Origin of the sequence: Micromonospora sp. CPCC 205554 (assembly GCF_036902745.1) — a bacterium.
In the GTDB taxonomy this organism is placed as follows: domain Bacteria; phylum Actinomycetota; class Actinomycetes; order Mycobacteriales; family Micromonosporaceae; genus Micromonospora; species Micromonospora tulbaghiae.
In genome coordinates this window covers 367224-382335 of record NZ_JBAKHP010000003.1, presented here as the reverse complement: position 1 = coordinate 382335, position 15112 = coordinate 367224, and the positions used below count along the sequence as shown (strand labels likewise).

At 73.0% G+C, this 15112-nt stretch carries 17 protein-coding genes; 6 read left to right on the top strand and 11 right to left on the bottom strand.

Annotated elements, in window-relative coordinates; genetic code table 11:
* Positions 1-56 precede the first annotated feature (56 nt).
* Positions 57-746, bottom strand: coding sequence for a DUF4245 domain-containing protein (locus V6U82_RS07785; RefSeq protein ID WP_181726527.1), 690 nt, complete (start codon positions 744-746; stop codon positions 57-59).
* Positions 747-893: 147 nt separating this feature from the next.
* On the opposite strand from V6U82_RS07785, the gene glpX reads away from it, so the two are divergent.
* Positions 894-1925 (top strand): class II fructose-bisphosphatase, encoded by a 1032-nt coding sequence (gene glpX / locus V6U82_RS07780; protein WP_091415773.1) that lies wholly within the window; start codon positions 894-896, stop codon positions 1923-1925.
* Positions 1922-2902, top strand: coding sequence for a DMT family transporter (locus V6U82_RS07775; protein WP_442933427.1), 981 nt, complete (start codon positions 1922-1924; stop codon positions 2900-2902). The genes glpX and V6U82_RS07775 overlap by 4 nt, the downstream gene beginning before the upstream one ends.
* On the opposite strand, the gene V6U82_RS07770 is transcribed toward V6U82_RS07775, so the two are convergent.
* Positions 2899-3837, bottom strand: a complete 939-nt coding sequence (locus V6U82_RS07770; protein ID WP_334460101.1) for an NAD-dependent epimerase/dehydratase family protein — start codon at positions 3835-3837, stop codon at positions 2899-2901. The two genes, V6U82_RS07775 and V6U82_RS07770, sit on opposite strands and share 4 nt — an antisense overlap.
* 140 nt (positions 3838-3977) lie before the next feature.
* On the opposite strand from V6U82_RS07770, the gene V6U82_RS07765 reads away from it, so the two are divergent.
* Positions 3978-4664: a TetR/AcrR family transcriptional regulator gene (locus tag V6U82_RS07765; RefSeq protein ID WP_334460100.1), complete on the top strand. Its 687-nt coding sequence runs from the start codon at positions 3978-3980 to the stop codon at positions 4662-4664.
* A 12-nt stretch (positions 4665-4676) separates the two neighbouring features.
* Here the strand turns inward: V6U82_RS07765 and V6U82_RS07760 are convergent, their stop codons facing one another.
* The 6 genes from V6U82_RS07760 to V6U82_RS07735 form a co-directional block, all read right to left on the bottom strand.
* Entirely contained in the window at positions 4677-5645 is a 969-nt protein-coding gene (locus V6U82_RS07760) for an NAD(P)/FAD-dependent oxidoreductase (RefSeq protein ID WP_334460098.1), read from the bottom strand.
* 106 nt (positions 5646-5751) lie between these two features.
* On the bottom strand, positions 5752-6405 hold the full coding sequence (locus V6U82_RS07755; RefSeq protein WP_128138489.1) for a rhomboid family intramembrane serine protease: 654 nt from the start codon (positions 6403-6405) through the stop codon (positions 5752-5754).
* Between the two features lie 101 nt (positions 6406-6506).
* Positions 6507-7193, bottom strand: coding sequence for a transglycosylase SLT domain-containing protein (locus tag V6U82_RS07750; RefSeq protein WP_181726709.1), 687 nt, complete (start codon positions 7191-7193; stop codon positions 6507-6509).
* A 232-nt stretch (positions 7194-7425) separates the two neighbouring features.
* On the bottom strand, positions 7426-8832 hold the full coding sequence (locus tag V6U82_RS07745) for a PhoH family protein (protein ID WP_128138491.1): 1407 nt from the start codon (positions 8830-8832) through the stop codon (positions 7426-7428).
* Positions 8833-9149: 317 nt separating this feature from the next.
* On the bottom strand, positions 9150-9575 hold the full coding sequence (locus tag V6U82_RS07740) for a hypothetical protein (protein ID WP_334460093.1): 426 nt from the start codon (positions 9573-9575) through the stop codon (positions 9150-9152).
* Positions 9572-9913, bottom strand: a complete 342-nt coding sequence (locus tag V6U82_RS07735) for a hypothetical protein (RefSeq protein ID WP_013284064.1) — start codon at positions 9911-9913, stop codon at positions 9572-9574. Before V6U82_RS07735 ends, V6U82_RS07740 begins: the two co-directional genes overlap by 4 nt.
* A 264-nt stretch (positions 9914-10177) precedes the next feature.
* On the opposite strand from V6U82_RS07735, the gene V6U82_RS07730 reads away from it, so the two are divergent.
* The 3 genes from V6U82_RS07730 to otsB all read left to right on the top strand — a co-directional run bounded on the left by V6U82_RS07730 (position 10178) and on the right by otsB (position 12029).
* Positions 10178-10618 (top strand): helix-turn-helix domain-containing protein, encoded by a 441-nt coding sequence (locus V6U82_RS07730; RefSeq protein ID WP_135243333.1) that lies wholly within the window; start codon positions 10178-10180, stop codon positions 10616-10618.
* Between the two features lie 163 nt (positions 10619-10781).
* On the top strand, positions 10782-11135 hold the full coding sequence (locus V6U82_RS07725; protein WP_013284062.1) for a hypothetical protein: 354 nt from the start codon (positions 10782-10784) through the stop codon (positions 11133-11135).
* 69 nt (positions 11136-11204) lie between these two features.
* Positions 11205-12029, top strand: a complete 825-nt coding sequence (gene otsB / locus V6U82_RS07720) for a trehalose-phosphatase (RefSeq protein ID WP_334460090.1) — start codon at positions 11205-11207, stop codon at positions 12027-12029.
* A gap of 149 nt (positions 12030-12178) precedes the next feature.
* On the opposite strand, the gene V6U82_RS07715 is transcribed toward otsB, so the two are convergent.
* The 3 genes from V6U82_RS07715 to V6U82_RS07705 all read right to left on the bottom strand — a co-directional run bounded on the left by V6U82_RS07715 (position 12179) and on the right by V6U82_RS07705 (position 15099).
* Positions 12179-12949 (bottom strand): isoprenyl transferase, encoded by a 771-nt coding sequence (locus V6U82_RS07715; protein WP_334460088.1) that lies wholly within the window; start codon positions 12947-12949, stop codon positions 12179-12181.
* Positions 12950-12980: 31 nt separating this feature from the next.
* Positions 12981-14141, bottom strand: coding sequence for a geranylgeranyl reductase family protein (locus tag V6U82_RS07710; protein ID WP_334460087.1), 1161 nt, complete (start codon positions 14139-14141; stop codon positions 12981-12983).
* A 91-nt stretch (positions 14142-14232) separates the two neighbouring features.
* The gene (locus V6U82_RS07705; protein ID WP_334460086.1) at positions 14233-15099 is read right to left on the bottom strand and encodes a hypothetical protein; all 867 of its coding nucleotides are present in this window, start codon (positions 15097-15099) and stop codon (positions 14233-14235) included.
* Positions 15100-15112: the final 13 nt, after the last annotated feature.

Sequence of the window (15112 nt, the reverse complement as noted above, 5' to 3'; positions counted from 1 at the left end):
CCCTTCTGTTCCCGGAAGCGGGGTTCCGCAATCCCGCGTCACCCGGAGGGAGGACGTCAGCGCAGCGACGTGGCGAGCTTGCGCAGCTCGGTCTCGCCCGCGTCACCCACCACGATCACCGTGCGGTTCGGCTCCAGCAGGACGAGCGCATGCTCGTTGCCGCGTGCGGTGTAGCGCTGCCAGCTCAGCCCGCCGGGCAGGTCGGCCGCGCCCTGCGGCTGCCCCTCGGTCAGCTCGGCGGGCAGCAGCTTCTCCGCCGGGACGTTGCTCTCCACGAGCTGCGCGCCCCGGCCCTCCGGGGTCACGTACCCGATCCGCAGCGTCGAGCCGTCCGCCTCGGTCCGGAAGCGGGCGTTGACCGTACGCCAGTCGTCGCCCAGCCCGGTCGGCTCGCTCACCGGGAAGGCGTTCGCGGAGCGGGCCTGCTCCAGCGCGGGCGCCGGGTCGACGGTGACCGGCGAGTCGCCGCCGAGGAAGCCCCGGTAGAAGGCGAGCAGCAGCGCGATCGGGACCAGCAGGATCAGCAGGGACAGCGCCATGTCCTTCGGCGACCGCTCGGACCGGGCCTTCTCCCTGCCGGCGGGCGGCGCGGGGTTGTCCGCCTCGGCGGCCGGCTCGCCCCGGTCCGCGACGAGCGCGGGCTGACCTTCGGACGGGGCCGGGCCGCCGTCCGGTCGGACCGGCGGCTGTCCCTCCGGCGGGGTGGCGTCGGTCGGTGTGCGGTCGGCAGGCTGTGCGGCTTCCACCCGGCCATTGTCGCAGCCCACCGGGTGACGTGATCCTGGCCTCCTCCGCCCCGCCGGGACGGCGAACCTGAGATCGTGTGAGGATCAGCGACAAAACCGGCGGCGGTGACCGCCGGTCCCACCCCGCAACGTCGCGAGGAGGCCGCCATGACAACCACCAGGACGCGGACGCCCCAGGATCTCGACCGCAACCTCGCCCTCGATCTGGTCCGGGTCACCGAGGCCGCGGCGATGGCCGCCGGCCGCTGGGTCGGCCGGGGCGACAAGGAAGGCGGCGACGGCGCAGCAGTCGACGCCATGCGAAAGCTGATCAACTCGATCCCGATGCGCGGCGTCGTGGTGATCGGCGAGGGCGAGAAGGACAACGCCCCGATGCTGTTCAACGGCGAGGAGGTCGGCGACGGGACCGGCCCCGAGGTGGACGTGGCGGTCGACCCGATCGACGGCACCACGCTGATGAGCAAGGGCATGCCGAACGCGCTGGCAGTGCTCGCGGTGGCCGAGCGCGGGGCGATGTTCGACCCGAGCGCGGTCTTCTACATGGAGAAGCTGGCGGTCGGCCCGATGTACGCCGACGTGGTGGACATCAACGCCGGGGTGGCCGAGAACATCAACCGGATCGCCAAGGTCAAGGGCACCGACGCCGCCGAGGTGACAGTGTGCGTGCTGGACCGGTCGCGTCACGACGACCTGGTCAAGCAGATCCGGCGTACCGGCGCGGGGATCCGGTTCATCTCCGACGGCGACATCGCGGGTGCCATCGCGGCGGCCCGGGGCGAGTCGGACGTGGACGTGCTGATGGGCATCGGCGGAACCCCGGAGGGCATCACCGCCGCCTGCGCGCTCAAGTGCATGGGCGGCATGATGCAGGCCAAGCTCTGGCCGAAGGATTCCGACGAGCGCCGCAAGGCGCTGGACGCCGGGCACGACCTGGACCGGGTGCTGTTCACCGACGACCTGGTCACCGGCGACAACTGCTTCTTCGTAGCCACCGGCGTCACCTCCGGCGACCTGCTGCGCGGCGTGCGCTACCGCTCCGGCGGCGCGTACACGCAGTCGATCGTGATGCGTTCCAAGAGCGGCACGATCCGGGTGATCGACTCGTACCACCGCCTGGAGAAGCTCGCCCTCTACTCGGCTGTCGACTTCGACGGGCGCCCGCTGGCCGAACAGGAGTGAGCAGAGCCGGGACGGCGGCACCACCGGCACCGCCGACGCTGTCGACCGGGCGACGTGTCGCCGGTGTCGGGTTGGCCACCGCCTCGGGCGTGATGGTCGCCGTCCAGTCCCGGATCAACGGCGAGCTGGGCGTACGCCTGGCCGACGGGATCGCCGCCGCGGTGGTCTCGTTCGGCGTGGGCCTGCTGATCCTGCTGGTGCTGGTCCCCGCCACTCCCGGTGGCCGGCGGGGACTGGCCGCCCTGCGCGGCGCGCTGCGGGCCGGGACGCTGCGCCCGTGGCAGTGCCTGGGCGGGGTGTGCGGCGCGTTCCTGGTGGCGACGCAGGGGCTGACCATCGGCGCGCTCGGCGTCGCGGTCTTCACCGTCGCGGTGGTGGCCGGGCAGTCGGGCAGCAGCCTGCTCGTCGATCGGGCCGGCATCGGCCCGGCCGGGCGGCAGCCGGTCACCCCGAACCGGCTGATCGGTGCGGTGCTCACAGTGCTCGCCGTCCTGCTGGCGGTGGGCGACCGCCTCGGTGACCCGCAGGCGCTGGCGCTGGCCCTGCTGCCGCTGGCGGCGGGGGTGGGCATCGCCTGGCAGCAGGCGGTCAACGGGCGGGTCCGGGCGGCGGCGGGCAGCGCCATGACCGCCACGCTCGTGAACTTCACGGTCGGCACGGCGGCGCTGCTCGTCACCTTCGCGGTGGACCTGGCGGTACGCGGCCGGCCGGCCGGCGCGTTCCCGGACGAGCCGTGGCTCTATCTCGGCGGCCCGCTCGGGATCGTGTTCATCGCGCTGGCCGCCGCCCTCGTCCGGTTCACCGGGGTGCTGCTGCTCGGCCTGGCCACGATCGCCGGGCAGATCGTCGGCGCGGTGCTGCTGGACCTGGTGCTGCCGACCGCCGCCTCGCACCCGGGGCTGGACACGCTGCTCGGCGCGGCGCTGACCATGGTCGCCGTGCTCGTCGCCGCCTTCGGTCCGAGCCGCCGCCCCTAACGGGCGGCGGCGGGCGCGGCGGCGCGCAGACCGGTGACCATCTCGTCGACGACCCGGTCCAGCGGCGTCCCCTCGATCCCGAACGTCTCGCTCGCGGCGGTGGAGTCCATCACGAACGGTCCGGCGAACTGGTGCGCGGTCTCCCGCAGTTCCCGGGCGAACGGGTCGGCCAGGCCGCCGAGCCAGAGCACCGGGTAGGGCATCCGGGTCAGCCGGGGCGCCGGCGCCCCGGCCCGCGCCGCCGCCCGGTCGGCGAGCGCCCGCATGGACATCGGGGGCGCGCTGGGCACGTGCCAGGCCCGCCCCCAGGCCCGCGGGTCGGTGGCGGCGGCGACGAGGGTACGGGCGACGTCTCCCACGTACGTCCAGGTGTGCGGCGCGTCCCAGGCGACCGGCAGGAACACCCGCCGCCCGGCGAGCACCTTGGGCAGCACCATCATGGGCAGCGAGTTGCCGCCGAGGCCGATGTAGTCGGAGCCGCGTACCTCGGTGATCCGGGCCCGGCCGGCGCGGTGGGTGGCCAGGGCGTCGGCCCACATCCGGTTGCGGACCCGGCCCTTGACGCCGGTGGCGGCGAGCGGGGTCGCCTCGGTCATCGGTGCGTCGACCGGGCCGTACCCGTAGAGGTTGCCGACCGTGGTGAGCACGGCGCCGCTGCGCTCGGCGGCGGTGAGCAGGGCGGCGGCGAGCGGCGGCCAGTCGGTCGGCCACGTGTGGTACTCGGGGTTGGCGCAGTTGTAGAGCGCATCCGCGCCCTCGCTGAGCGCGGTGAGCCGGTCCGCGTCGGCGGCGTCGGCGGCCACCCGCTCGATCGCCGGGTGCTCGGGGCCGGTGCCACGCCGGGTGACCACCCGCACCCGTTCGCCGCGTTCGGCGAGGAGGCGAGCGGTGGCGGTGCCGACGGGGCCGGCGCCGACGATCACGTGCAGTGCCATGACAGGTCCACCTTCACTGAAGCAGTAATCCGAATCGAGAGCACCGCTCTCGCAACAGAGCATGACCCATGCGGGCGGATCGCGTCAAGAGCAGTGCTCTCTCTTTTGAATGCTGCTCTCATCCGTGGCAGAGTGAGGGCATGGTCGCTCCCTCGCTCCGCGCCCGGGTCCGCGCCGGGATGATCGAAGAGATCAAGACGGTCGCCCGCCGCCACCTGGACACCGACGGCGCGAACCTCTCCCTGCGCGCTGTCGCCCGCGACCTCGGCATGGTCTCCTCGGCGATCTACCGCTACTTCCCCAGCCGCGACGACCTGCTCACCGCGCTGATCCTGGAGGCGTACGACGCGCTCGGCGACGCGGTCGAGGCGGCCGACGCCGCCGCCGACCAGGCCGACCTGCGCGGACGCTGGCTCGCCGCCTGCCGGGCCGCCCGCGCGTGGGCGCTGGCCCACCCGGCCGAGTACGCGCTGCTCTACGGCAGCCCGGTGCCCGGGTACGCGGCACCGGACGACACGGTCGCGCCGGCCCAGCGACCCCCGGTGACCCTGGTCGGCATCCTGCGCGACGGCCTGGCCTCCGGCCGGCTCACCCCGCCCGACGAGGAGCTGCCCGAGCCGCTGCGCGGCGACGTGGCCGAACTGGTCGGCCTGCTCGGCATGGACGTGCCGCCCGCGCTGCTGGCGCGCGGCATGGCCGGGTGGACCCAGTTGTTCGGGCTGATCAGCTTCGAGCTGTTCGGCCGGATCAACCGGGCGCTACCGCACCGCGACGAGTACTTCGACCACCAGATCGGCCTGATGGCGGACCTGGTCGGCCTGCCCTGACACCGATCGGCGTCAGGTGCCGTCGGAGGAGTGACCGGGGAACAGGTGCACGGTCGGGTCGATGACGACGGCCGCGTTGTTCACGGCGGTGGCGGCCTCGCCGAAGCCGGTGGCGATCAGGCGGACCTTGCCCGGGTACTCGGTGATGTCCCCGGCCGCGAACACGCGGGGCAGGTTGGTGGCCATCGCGCTGTCCACCACGATGTGCCGCCGGTCGAGGTTCAGCCCCCACTCGGCGAGCGGGCCGAGGTCGGCGGTGAAGCCCAGCGCGGCCACCACGGTGTCCACCGGCAGCGTCTCCACCTCTCCGCCGCGTACGGTCAGCTCGGCGCCGGTGACCGTCTCCTCGCCGTACAGGCGGCTCACCTCGGCGTTGACCACGATCCGCACCGGCAGCGCGCGGACGCGCTCGATGGTGGCGGCGTGCGCCCGGAAGCGGTCCCGCCGGTGCACCAGCGTCACCGACCGGGCCAGCGGGGCGAGCGTGGCCGCCCAGTCGAACGCCGAGTCGCCGCCGCCGACGATGAGCACGTGCCGGTCGGTCAGCTCGGTCGGCTGCGGCACGAAGTAGACGATCCCGCCGCCGGTGAAGCTCTCCGCGACCGGCAGCGGCCGGGGCGTGAAGCTGCCGAGCCCGCCGGTGACCAGCACCGCGCCGCAGCTGAGCTGCTCACCGCCGGCGAGGCCGAGCACCGGCCGGCCGTCGAGGTAGGACAGCTTCTCCGCGCGTACGCCGAGCCGGTAGTCGGGGTGGAACGGCGCGGCCTGGGCGACCAGGTTCGTGACCAGCTCGCGGCCCTTGATCGCGGGGAAGCCGGCGACGTCGAGGATCAGCTTCTCCGGGTACATGGCGGTGACCTGACCGCCCGGCTCGGGCAACGCGTCGATCACCGACACGGAGAGTCCACGGAAACCGGCGTAGTAGGCGGCGAAGAGCCCGGCGGGACCGGCCCCGATCACGGCGACATCGACCTCGCGCATGGCGCACCGTCACTTTCCGCTTCGGGGTCACCCCGTGCTGATGCGGAAACGGTAGGCGGGCGGGTGGCCGCGGGCAAGCACGTCCCGCGGTTCGATCAACGCGCCGTCAGGGCAGCGTCATCCTCGGTGAGCCGAGGCGATCGGCGTCGCCGGTGTCGTTGCGGCGGCGGAACAGGATCGCCGCGACCACGCCGCCGAGCAGCCCGAACAGGTGACCCTGCCAGGAGATGCGCTCGTCGGTCGGGAGGATGCCGAGCAGTTGCCAGCCGTAGAGCAACCCGACCAGCAGGCCGACGGCGAAGTTCCACCAGCTCCGCTCCACCACGCCCCGGGTGAGCAGGATGCCGAGATAGCCGAAGATCACGCCGCTGGCTCCGACCACCACCGAGTTGGGTGAGCCGGTGAACCAGACGCCCAGGCCGCTGACCAGGATGATGACTCCGGTGGACCAGAGGAACCGGCGGGTGCCCGCGGCGAGCACGAACGTGCCGAGCAGGATCAGCGGGATGCTGTTGCTGTAGAGGTGGTTCCATCCGGCGTGCAGGAACGGCGAGAAGAAGACGCCGTCCAGGCCCTGGAGCCGCTGCGGGATGATGCCGGCGGTGTAGTCCAGGCCGAGTCGCAGGCCGACGTCGAGCGCCTCGATGAGGAACAGCACCGGCACGACCGCGCACATGGCGACGAAGGCCCGGCCGAGCGCCGCGTAGAACGCATCGGTGCCGAACCGGTGGGGGTCGCCACTTGGGCCGTACCAGGTCACCTACCAAGAGCTATCAGCAAATGCGGCGGCCCGCCAGTCGGGGCGGCACGACGACGGCGGGACACCCGGGTCTGCCCGCGTGTCCCGCCGTCGTGGTGATGTCAGTACCAGCCCGAACTCTGCGACTTCTGCCACGCGCCGCAGGGGGTGTCGTACCGGCCCTTGATGTAGCCGAGGCCCCAGGTGATCTGGGTCGCCGGGTTGGTCCTCCAGTCGTCGGCCACCGAGGCCATCTTGCTGCCCGGCACCGCCTGCGGGATCCCGTACGCCCCGGAGGAACTGTTGGAGGCCTTCGGGTTCCACCCGCTCTCCTTGGTCCAGAGCTTGTCCAGACACGGGAACTGGTCGATGCCGAAGCCCTTGTCGAGCATGACCGCGCAACCGATCTTCCGGTTGCCGCTGTACTCCGCGCACGAGGACGGGATCGGGCCGTCGTACGGCTTGATCTTCGCCTCCGCCTCCTCGGCCGCGGCCCGCTCCTTCTTGCGGGTGGCGGCGGCCGCCTCGGCCTTCCTGGCCCGCTCGGCGGCCTCCTTCGCCGCCGCGGCGGCACGCAGCTTCGCCTGGTACTCGGCGGCACGCTGCCGGGACGAGTCCACGCGGTGGTCGGACAGCCGTTCGCGCTGGTACGCGTACTCCGCCTGGTCGACCTCCAGGCCGACCTGCGCGGTCAGGCCCTGCTGCTGGGTCTGTCGATCCTCACCCAGATAGAAGCCGCCGGCGACGCCCACGGAGAGCAGTGCGACAGCGGCCGTGCGGGCGCCGAACCGGCTCCACAGCCGACTCACGAAGTTTCCCTTCGTCGGGGGCAGGGACACGGCACGCGCATGGCCGGGTCGGGTCACGCCGGTGCCGTGAGCGCACCGGTACCGGTGTGACTCCGGGCCGTGTCCGGCTCCTGAGTGGTAGGTGACGCTCGATGGACACCATCGCGCACAGTGAGGCCGGTGGGAAATGGCCGGGCCTAAAAGTGATCTGCGTCACCCTGAAAATGCGGACAAAGTAGGACGAAAGCGGCGGTCAGCCAGGGATGTCCTCCAGCAGATCGGTGACCATGGCGGCGATCGGAGATCGCTCCGATCGGCTGAGCGTGACGTGCGCGAAGAGGGGATGCCCCTTCAACGCCTCGATCACCGCCGTCACCCCGTCGTGCCGGCCGACACGCAGATTGTCCCGCTGGGCCACGTCGTGGGTGAGCACCACCCGCGACCCCTGGCCGATGCGCGACAGCACGGTGAGCAGGACGCCCCGCTCCAGCGACTGCGCCTCGTCCACGATGACGAAAGCGTCGTGCAGGCTCCGGCCACGGATGTGGGTCAGCGGCAGCACCTCCAGCAGCCCGCGCGAGGTGACCTCCTCCAGCACGTTCTCGTGCACCACCGAGCCGAGCGTGTCGAAGACGGCCTGCGCCCAGGGCGACATCTTCTCCGACTCCGACCCGGGCAGGTAGCCGAGTTCCTGGCCGCCGACCGCGTACAGGGGACGGAACACGATCACCTTCTTGTGCCGGCGCCGCTCCATCACCGCCTCCAGGCCGGCGCAGAGCGCCAGCGCGGACTTGCCCGTGCCGGCCCGCCCGCCCAGCGACACGATGCCGATGGACTCGTCCAGCAGCAGGTCGAGCGCGACCCGCTGCTCCGCCGAGCGCCCGTGCACACCGAACGCCTCCCGGTCGCCCCGGACCAGCCGGATCGTCTTGTCCGGCAGCACCCGGCCCAGCGCCGAGCCCCGCCCCGAGTGCAGCACCAGGCCGGTGTGGCAGGGCAGCCCCGCCGCGGCGTCGACGTCGAGCGTCTCGCCCGCGTACAGCCGGCCGATCTCCTCCTCGGCCAGGTCCAGCTCGGCCATCCCGGTCCAGGTCGGGTCGCTGGCCTGGCCGTGCCGGTACTCGTCGGCGCGCAGGCCCACCGAGGCAGCCTTCACCCGCAGCGGCATGTCCTTGCTGACGAGCGTGACCTCACGCCCCTCGGCGGCCAGGTTGAGCGCCACGGACAGGATGCGCGCGTCGTTCGACTCGTTGCGGAAGCCGGGCGGCAGCACCCCGTCGTCGGTGTGGTTCAGCTCCACCCGCAGCGTGCCGCCTTGGTCGTTGGCGGGCACCGGGCGGTCCAGCCGACCGTGCCGCACCCGCAGCTCGTCCAGCATGCGCAGCGACTGACGGGCGAACCAGCCCAGCTCGGGGTGGTGCCGCTTGCCCTCCAACTCGGAGATCACCACCAGCGGCAGCACCACCTCGTGCTCGGCGAAGCGGTGGAACGCCGCCGGGTCGGACAGCAGGACCGAGGTGTCCAGGACGAAGGCCGGGCCGGCTGGTCGGGGCTCCTCAGCCTCGGCGGCGGCGCCACGGCGGCTACGGGTGGTCCGGCGGGTCGGGGCGGTCGAGGCCGGGGTCTGCTCGGCTCCGGCGGGGGTACGGCGAGTGGTCACAGGCCTGCTCCGCGGATGGGCACCCGGCCACCCGAGTTCCGCCTCTTCCGGTGCCCGGAGGACACGGGGTCGGATGCGGGCCCCGTGCGCGAGGACGCAGGTCCGGGCTGTCCGGCTGGCCCGGGAAAACCCCGCGCCATGCCTAGACGCTAATCGCCGCGGGGCCGCTGGGCTAGAGGTGCGCGTGGATCATCGCGTGGTCCTCGCGGGACGTACACCTGTTCGGGTGACGGGCGGACCGGAACCGGCCGGGATGCATGCCCCCTGCGCGCACCCCGGCCGGTCGTCCACTGCGGCGCCGCGACGCGGCGCGGGTCTCAGCCCTGGCGGCGCACCAGGGTGCCGGCCCGCGGTCCGGCGCCTGCCGCGCCGAACGACGATCCGGTGTACGTGGTGCCCACCCGGCCGACGGCGCCGAGCTGGGCGGTGGCGGTGACGCGTACGGCCGGGGCCGAGCCGGGCCGGGCGGCGACCGCCGCGGGTACGGAGGTGCCGGCGAACGGCACGGCCGAGCGCCCGGCCGAGGTCACCACGGTCGGGCCGGGACCGGACAGCGCCGAGGCGATCGCCGCCTGGGCGTCGCGCCGGCGGCGGTTCCAGGCGCCCCGGTCGCCGTCGAAGTAGCCCTGGCGGTAGCCGAACCGGTAACCGATGCGGTAGCTGAGCTGGCCGTGCAGGCGGCCGGCCGCGTAGCAGGTGGAGCCGAGCACGAGGACGAGCACCACGGCGAGAAAAGGGGTCATCGCTCGTCCGCCCCGGGCAGTGGGTCGACCACCAGCAGCCGCTCCAGGTCGTCGGTGCTGACCTCCTCGACCAGCTCGACGCTGATCCGGCAGCCGTCGAGGATCACCTCGGCCACCGACGCCCGGCGGATCTCCCCGCCGGAGTCGTAGACCCGCACGCTCAGCTCCGGGCAGCCGAGGTGGGTCCGCCAGGCGTCCCACTCCCCCCGGTCGCCGACGCTGAGTGAGAGGTACCGGCACCCGCGGGCGAGATAGAGACGCCAGGGGGCGCTCAGCCCGGCGGACACTCCGTCCGCGATCAGCCCGAAGGCCTGGGCGCGGGTCGCGAGCTCGGTCACGAGACCCCCTCGGCACCCGCGGAGTGACGCATGTGAGCACTCGTCGTCTCAAGCACGTGACACACCGTAAGTTGTCTCATGAGCGTGACAGTATCAGCTTTTCAGGCCTTTGCCGCCGTACTGGCGTCCATCTATTCTGCCCGGGTGACACCCCTCAGGAGCAGCACTGGATCGTTTACCGGAAATCCCGGATCGGCGTCACGTCGGCGTGACAGCAGCGTGCCGAGCCGCCCTCTCGGGACCGACTGGCCGTACCGTCACGGGGTGACCGAGACGACCAACGCACGGAAGATCGCGTTCGCCACCTTCGTCCGGCGCGCGCTCGACGACGCCCGCGCGCTACGGGCCTGGAGCGGCACCGAGGTCTCCCGGCGCACCGGCGTCTCCCGCCAGACCATCAACCGATGGGTACGCGGCGACTGGGCCAGCGACCCGGAGGCGGAACGGGTGGTCGCCTTCTGCGAGGGCCTGGGGCTGGATCCGGCCGCCGCGTTCACCGCGCTCGGCTGGGACCGGGCCGCCGGACCGCGTACCGCGCCGGCCCCGCCCCCGATGGACCCGGACGTGGAGGCGCTGCTGCGCCGGCTGGTCGACCCGAACGTGTCCGACGCGGAGAAGTTCCACATTCGAGAAACCATTCGTTACCTCGCATATCGCCCGACTCTGCCGGGCGGTGTCCGAAATAGGGGTAAACAGGCGGGCTAGTTCCTCAGATGGCGAAAGAACGGAAGGTCGGACCCGATCGTTTCGCCGCGGGGACGGATCGGACCCGCTAGCGTCCACGTTTGTACTGCTAGGGGCTCGTCATCGGCGGGGGGACGGGACAAAGCCGAACCCAGCCCTGCGGGACAGAAGGAGGGGTCTGTCCATGACCCTGAAATGGTTGGCAGTCGTGGTCGCGGTGGTGTCGCTGACATCGTGCGTGACCGGCAACGTGGTGGTCGGCGTACTGGACGGCGGACAGCTTCCCCTGGTCGTCAACCTCTTCGCGCTCACCACGGCCGGCACCGCGGTGATCCTCGCCGTCGTCGCCGAACTGCACGATCGGCTCAACGACCGGGTCAGCGCGCTCACCGAGTTCCTGGTGGCGCGGCTCAACGAGATCGAGGCGCACACCGGCGACCGCAACACCGGCTTCGTGGAGGGCTACCTGCTCAGCCACGGGCAGGAGGCGGCCGTGGTGCCGTTCGGTCGCCGGGGACGAGGAGCCGCCGAACGCTGATCCCCACGTCGTTCCGACGTCACATCTCGGCCACGAATACGCCGCCCGGCGCGGGGTACGCTGACGCGCGTGCCGCCGTTGAATCTGGGCAACCAGCAGCCGAAGACCCCGTTGAACGCGGAGCACGCCTGGCGTGCGACCGCCGCCCGCGCGGGTGACGTCGTCCTCTTCTTCGACTTCGACGGCACCCTGGCGCCCGTCGACGACGATCCCACGGCCGTACGGCCCGCGCCCAACGTGCTCACCGCGCTGGAGGCGCTCGCCCCGCACGTCCGCCGGATCGCGATCGTCTCCGCCCGCCCGGTGGACTTCCTCCGCGACCACCTCGGCGGGCTCGCCGGCATCGACCTGTACGGGCTCTACGGCCTGGAGCACAGCCACTCCGGCGGCGAGACGGTCACCGAGCCGGCCGCCCTGCCGTGGGTGCCCACCATGTCCGAGCTGGCCGAGCAGGCCCGCGCCGAACTGCCGCCCGGCGCACTCGTCGAGTTCAAGCGGCTCTCCGTCGCGCTGCACTGGCGTACCGCCCCGCAGCTCGGCGACCTGGTGCAGGAGTGGGGCCGCGCCCAGGCCGAGCGGCTGGGCCTGCGCGCCCAGCCGGGCCGGATGGTGCTGGAACTGAAGCCCCCGGTCGACCGGGACAAGGGCATGGTGATCGGCGAGACGGTCCGGGACGCCGGTGGCGCCTGGTACTTCGGTGACGACGTCTCCGACATCAAGGCGTTCGCCGCGCTGCGCGCCCGCGCCGCCGCCGATCCCGACTTCCTCGGTGTCTGCGTCGCGGTCGCCAACCCGGAGACCGGTCACGAGGTGGCCGACGCCGCCGACCTGACCCTGGACTCCCCGGCGGCCCTGGCCGACTTCCTCACCGCCGCCCTCCCCCACCTCCGCTGACCCCCGGTCCGCGCGGGCCGGGCTTGCCCCTCGCGATCTTGCACTTGCTGCCCCGGCGAAGGGGGCATAAGCCGCGCCCTCGGGGCCGAAAGTGCAAGATCGCCGAGGCGGGCCTGCGGGCGCGGGCGGGGTGGGGAGGCCGCGGTGGGTCAGGTGCCGAAGCGGCGCTGGCGGGTGGCGTAGGAGCGCAGGGCCCGCAGGAAGTCGACCTTGCGGAAGTCGGGCCAGTTCAGCTCGCAGAAGTAGAACTCCGAGTGCGCGCTCTGCCAGAGCATGAAGCCGGAGAGCCGCTGCTCACCACTGGTCCGGATGATCAGATCCGGGTCCGGCAGCCCCTTCGTGTAGAGGTGCTCGGAGATGTGGTCGACGTCGATCGAGGTGGCCAGCTCCTCGATCGTGCCGCCGTTGGCCGCGTGCTCCAGCAGCAGCGAGCGGACCGCGTCGGCGATCTCGCGCCGCCCGCCGTACCCGACCGCGATGTTGACCTGAGCCCCGCCGTCGCGGTCGCGGGTGCGTTCCTCGGCGGCCTTGAGCGCGGCGGCGTGCTGCGCCGGCAGCACGTCGAGCGCGCCGACCATCCGCAGCCGCCAGGGGTTGCCCTCCTCGGCCAGCTCGGTGGTGAGGTCCTCGATGATCTGGAGCAGCGGGTCCAGCTCGGCGGCCGGGCGGGAGAGGTTGTCGGTGGAGAGCAGCCAGAGTGTGACGTGCCCGACGCCGGCCGCGTCGCACCACCGCAGCAGCTCCTTGATCCGCTCGGCGCCCATCCGGTGGCCGTCGTTCGGGTCGACGAAGCCCATCTCCCGGGCCCATCTGCGGTTGCCGTCGCACATCACGCCGACGTGTGCGGGTACGGGCTTGCCCGCGAGCTTCGCCGTCAGCCGGCGCTCGTACACGGAGTAGAGGAGTTTCCGCAGAGTCATCACCTTGCAGGGTAGCGACCCGCGGGAGAGATCAGTGTCTCGGTGGCATATCACCTGACGGTGAGACGGTCCGGCGCGGTCGCGGCAGGTCGGCCCCGATCGCCATCAGGGTGCGGGCGTCCAGCCGGCCGTCGCCGAGTCCCAGCTCCACCACCGTGCGGTAGACGCGCTCGTCCCGCCCGGCCGCGCCCACCGCCGCGTCGACCACCCGGCGCCGCCGGGCCAGCCACGCGGCCACCGAGCTGTGCCGCAGGTGGGTGCCGAGCCGGGCGCGCAGCGTGGCGGCGTACGCCCGGGCGGCCTCGGCGGGAGAGCCGGCCGCCGCCGCGCCGGCCAGCGCGCCGGAGCGCAGCGCGTAGAAGATGCCCTCGCCGGTGAACGGGTTGATCAGCGACAGCGCGTCCCCGGCCAGCAGCACCCTGCCCTGGCCGGGCGCGGCCCGGTGGGTGGACAGCGGCAGGTGGTGCGCCCGCAGGCCGGTCACCGTCGCCGGGTCGACGTCCGGCAGCAGCGCGGCCATCCGGTCCAGCAGGTGCGCGCGGGTCAGCGGTTCGCCGCGCAGCACCTCCCCGTACCCGACGTTCGCGCGCCCGTCGCCGATCGGGAAGGCCCAGGCGTACGCGGGCCAGCGCGCTGCCGAGGTGACGATGAGCTGTTCGGGCGGTCCGGCCGGTGCGGGCGCGTAGCCGCGGATGGCGAGGGCCAGGTGCCGGTCCGGGTTGACCGGGTGGCCGAGCGCACGCCGTACCACCGATCCGGCGCCGTCCGCGCCGACCACCGCCCGCGCGGACAGCTCTCCGTCGAGCAGCACCCGGTCGGCGGCGATCTCCACCCGGCGTACGGTGTGCCGCCGCAACTCCGCGCCTGCGGCCACCGCCGCCGCCACCAGGCGTGCGTCGAACACCTGGCGGGGCACCGTGTACGCGGGCCGGGGCAGCGTCCGGGCGACGGTGCCGCCGCCGGGGCCGACCAGGCGCAGCGCGGGCAGCGGCGCGTAGCCGTCGACCGCCCCGGTCACGCCCAGCTCGGCGAGGACGTCCAGCGCGTGTGCGGCGATGCCGTCCCCGCACGCCTTGTCGCGGGGGAAGTCGGACCGGTCGAGCAGCAGCACCCGCGCGGCCCCGGCACGCCGTGCGCCGAGCGCCGCGGCGGCCCCAGCCGGCCCCGCCCCCACCACCACGACGTCCCACACCCCCTCATCCTGCCCCGCCGCGCCCCGCCACGGGCGACGATCATGAGGTTGACGGCATCAACGGAGATCGAAAACGCCGCCAACTTCATGGTCAACGGGGTGTGGTGGTGGGCGTGGGGGTGCGGGTGGCTCGGTTCAGGGACCAGAGGGTGAGGGCGGCGGCCGTGACCAGGGGGGCGCCGTCGCGGATCAGGCCGTCGGTGCCGAGCAGCCACCAGCACAGCGGCAGGTCGATCGCGAGCACGCCGAGGGTGACGACCACCAGGGCCTTCCGCGCCCACGCCTTGTCGCGCAGCAGGAAGGCGGTGCAGAACAGCACGGCGTAGCTGACCGCGATGCCCGCGCCGAACCAGAAGATCACTGCCGGTACGGCGACCAGCCGCCCGTCCAGCACGGCACCCGTCGCCACCAGCGCCGGCACCAGCATCAGCGGGCTGTAGGTGAACGCCGCGACCCGGGCGGTGAGCAGCCAGCCGTTCGCCTGCGGGCGCTTCGGCGCCATCTCCCGCCAGGCGATCGTCCCGCCCTCGACGACCAGGCCCTTGCGGTGCCGGACCAGGTGGGCGCGGATCGCCTCGGAGCGGTACAGCAGCACCACCACGGCGACGCAGAGCGCGGTGAGCACGGCGAACCCGACCAGGCCGGGCAGCGCGGGCACCCCCTGCCGGGGTACGATCAGCCGCCCGACCGCGAAGATCGTGGTCACGGCCAGGATCAGCCCGAACGGCCGGGCGCCCACCCGGCCCTTGTTCACATGGCCGATCAGCAGCAGGAAGCCGAGCGACCGGAGCATCGCCCAGCCGGTGCGTACGGCGAGACCGAACTCCTGCTCCGGGGCGTACCAGTAGTTGAGCAGCTCGACCACGACGGTGGCCGCCGCGGTCACGGCGAGCAGCGTGGTGAGCGCCCGGACGGCGGACGGCCGCCGGACCTCGACAGGTTCAGCGGCCGTCCTCATGGCATCCGATGTT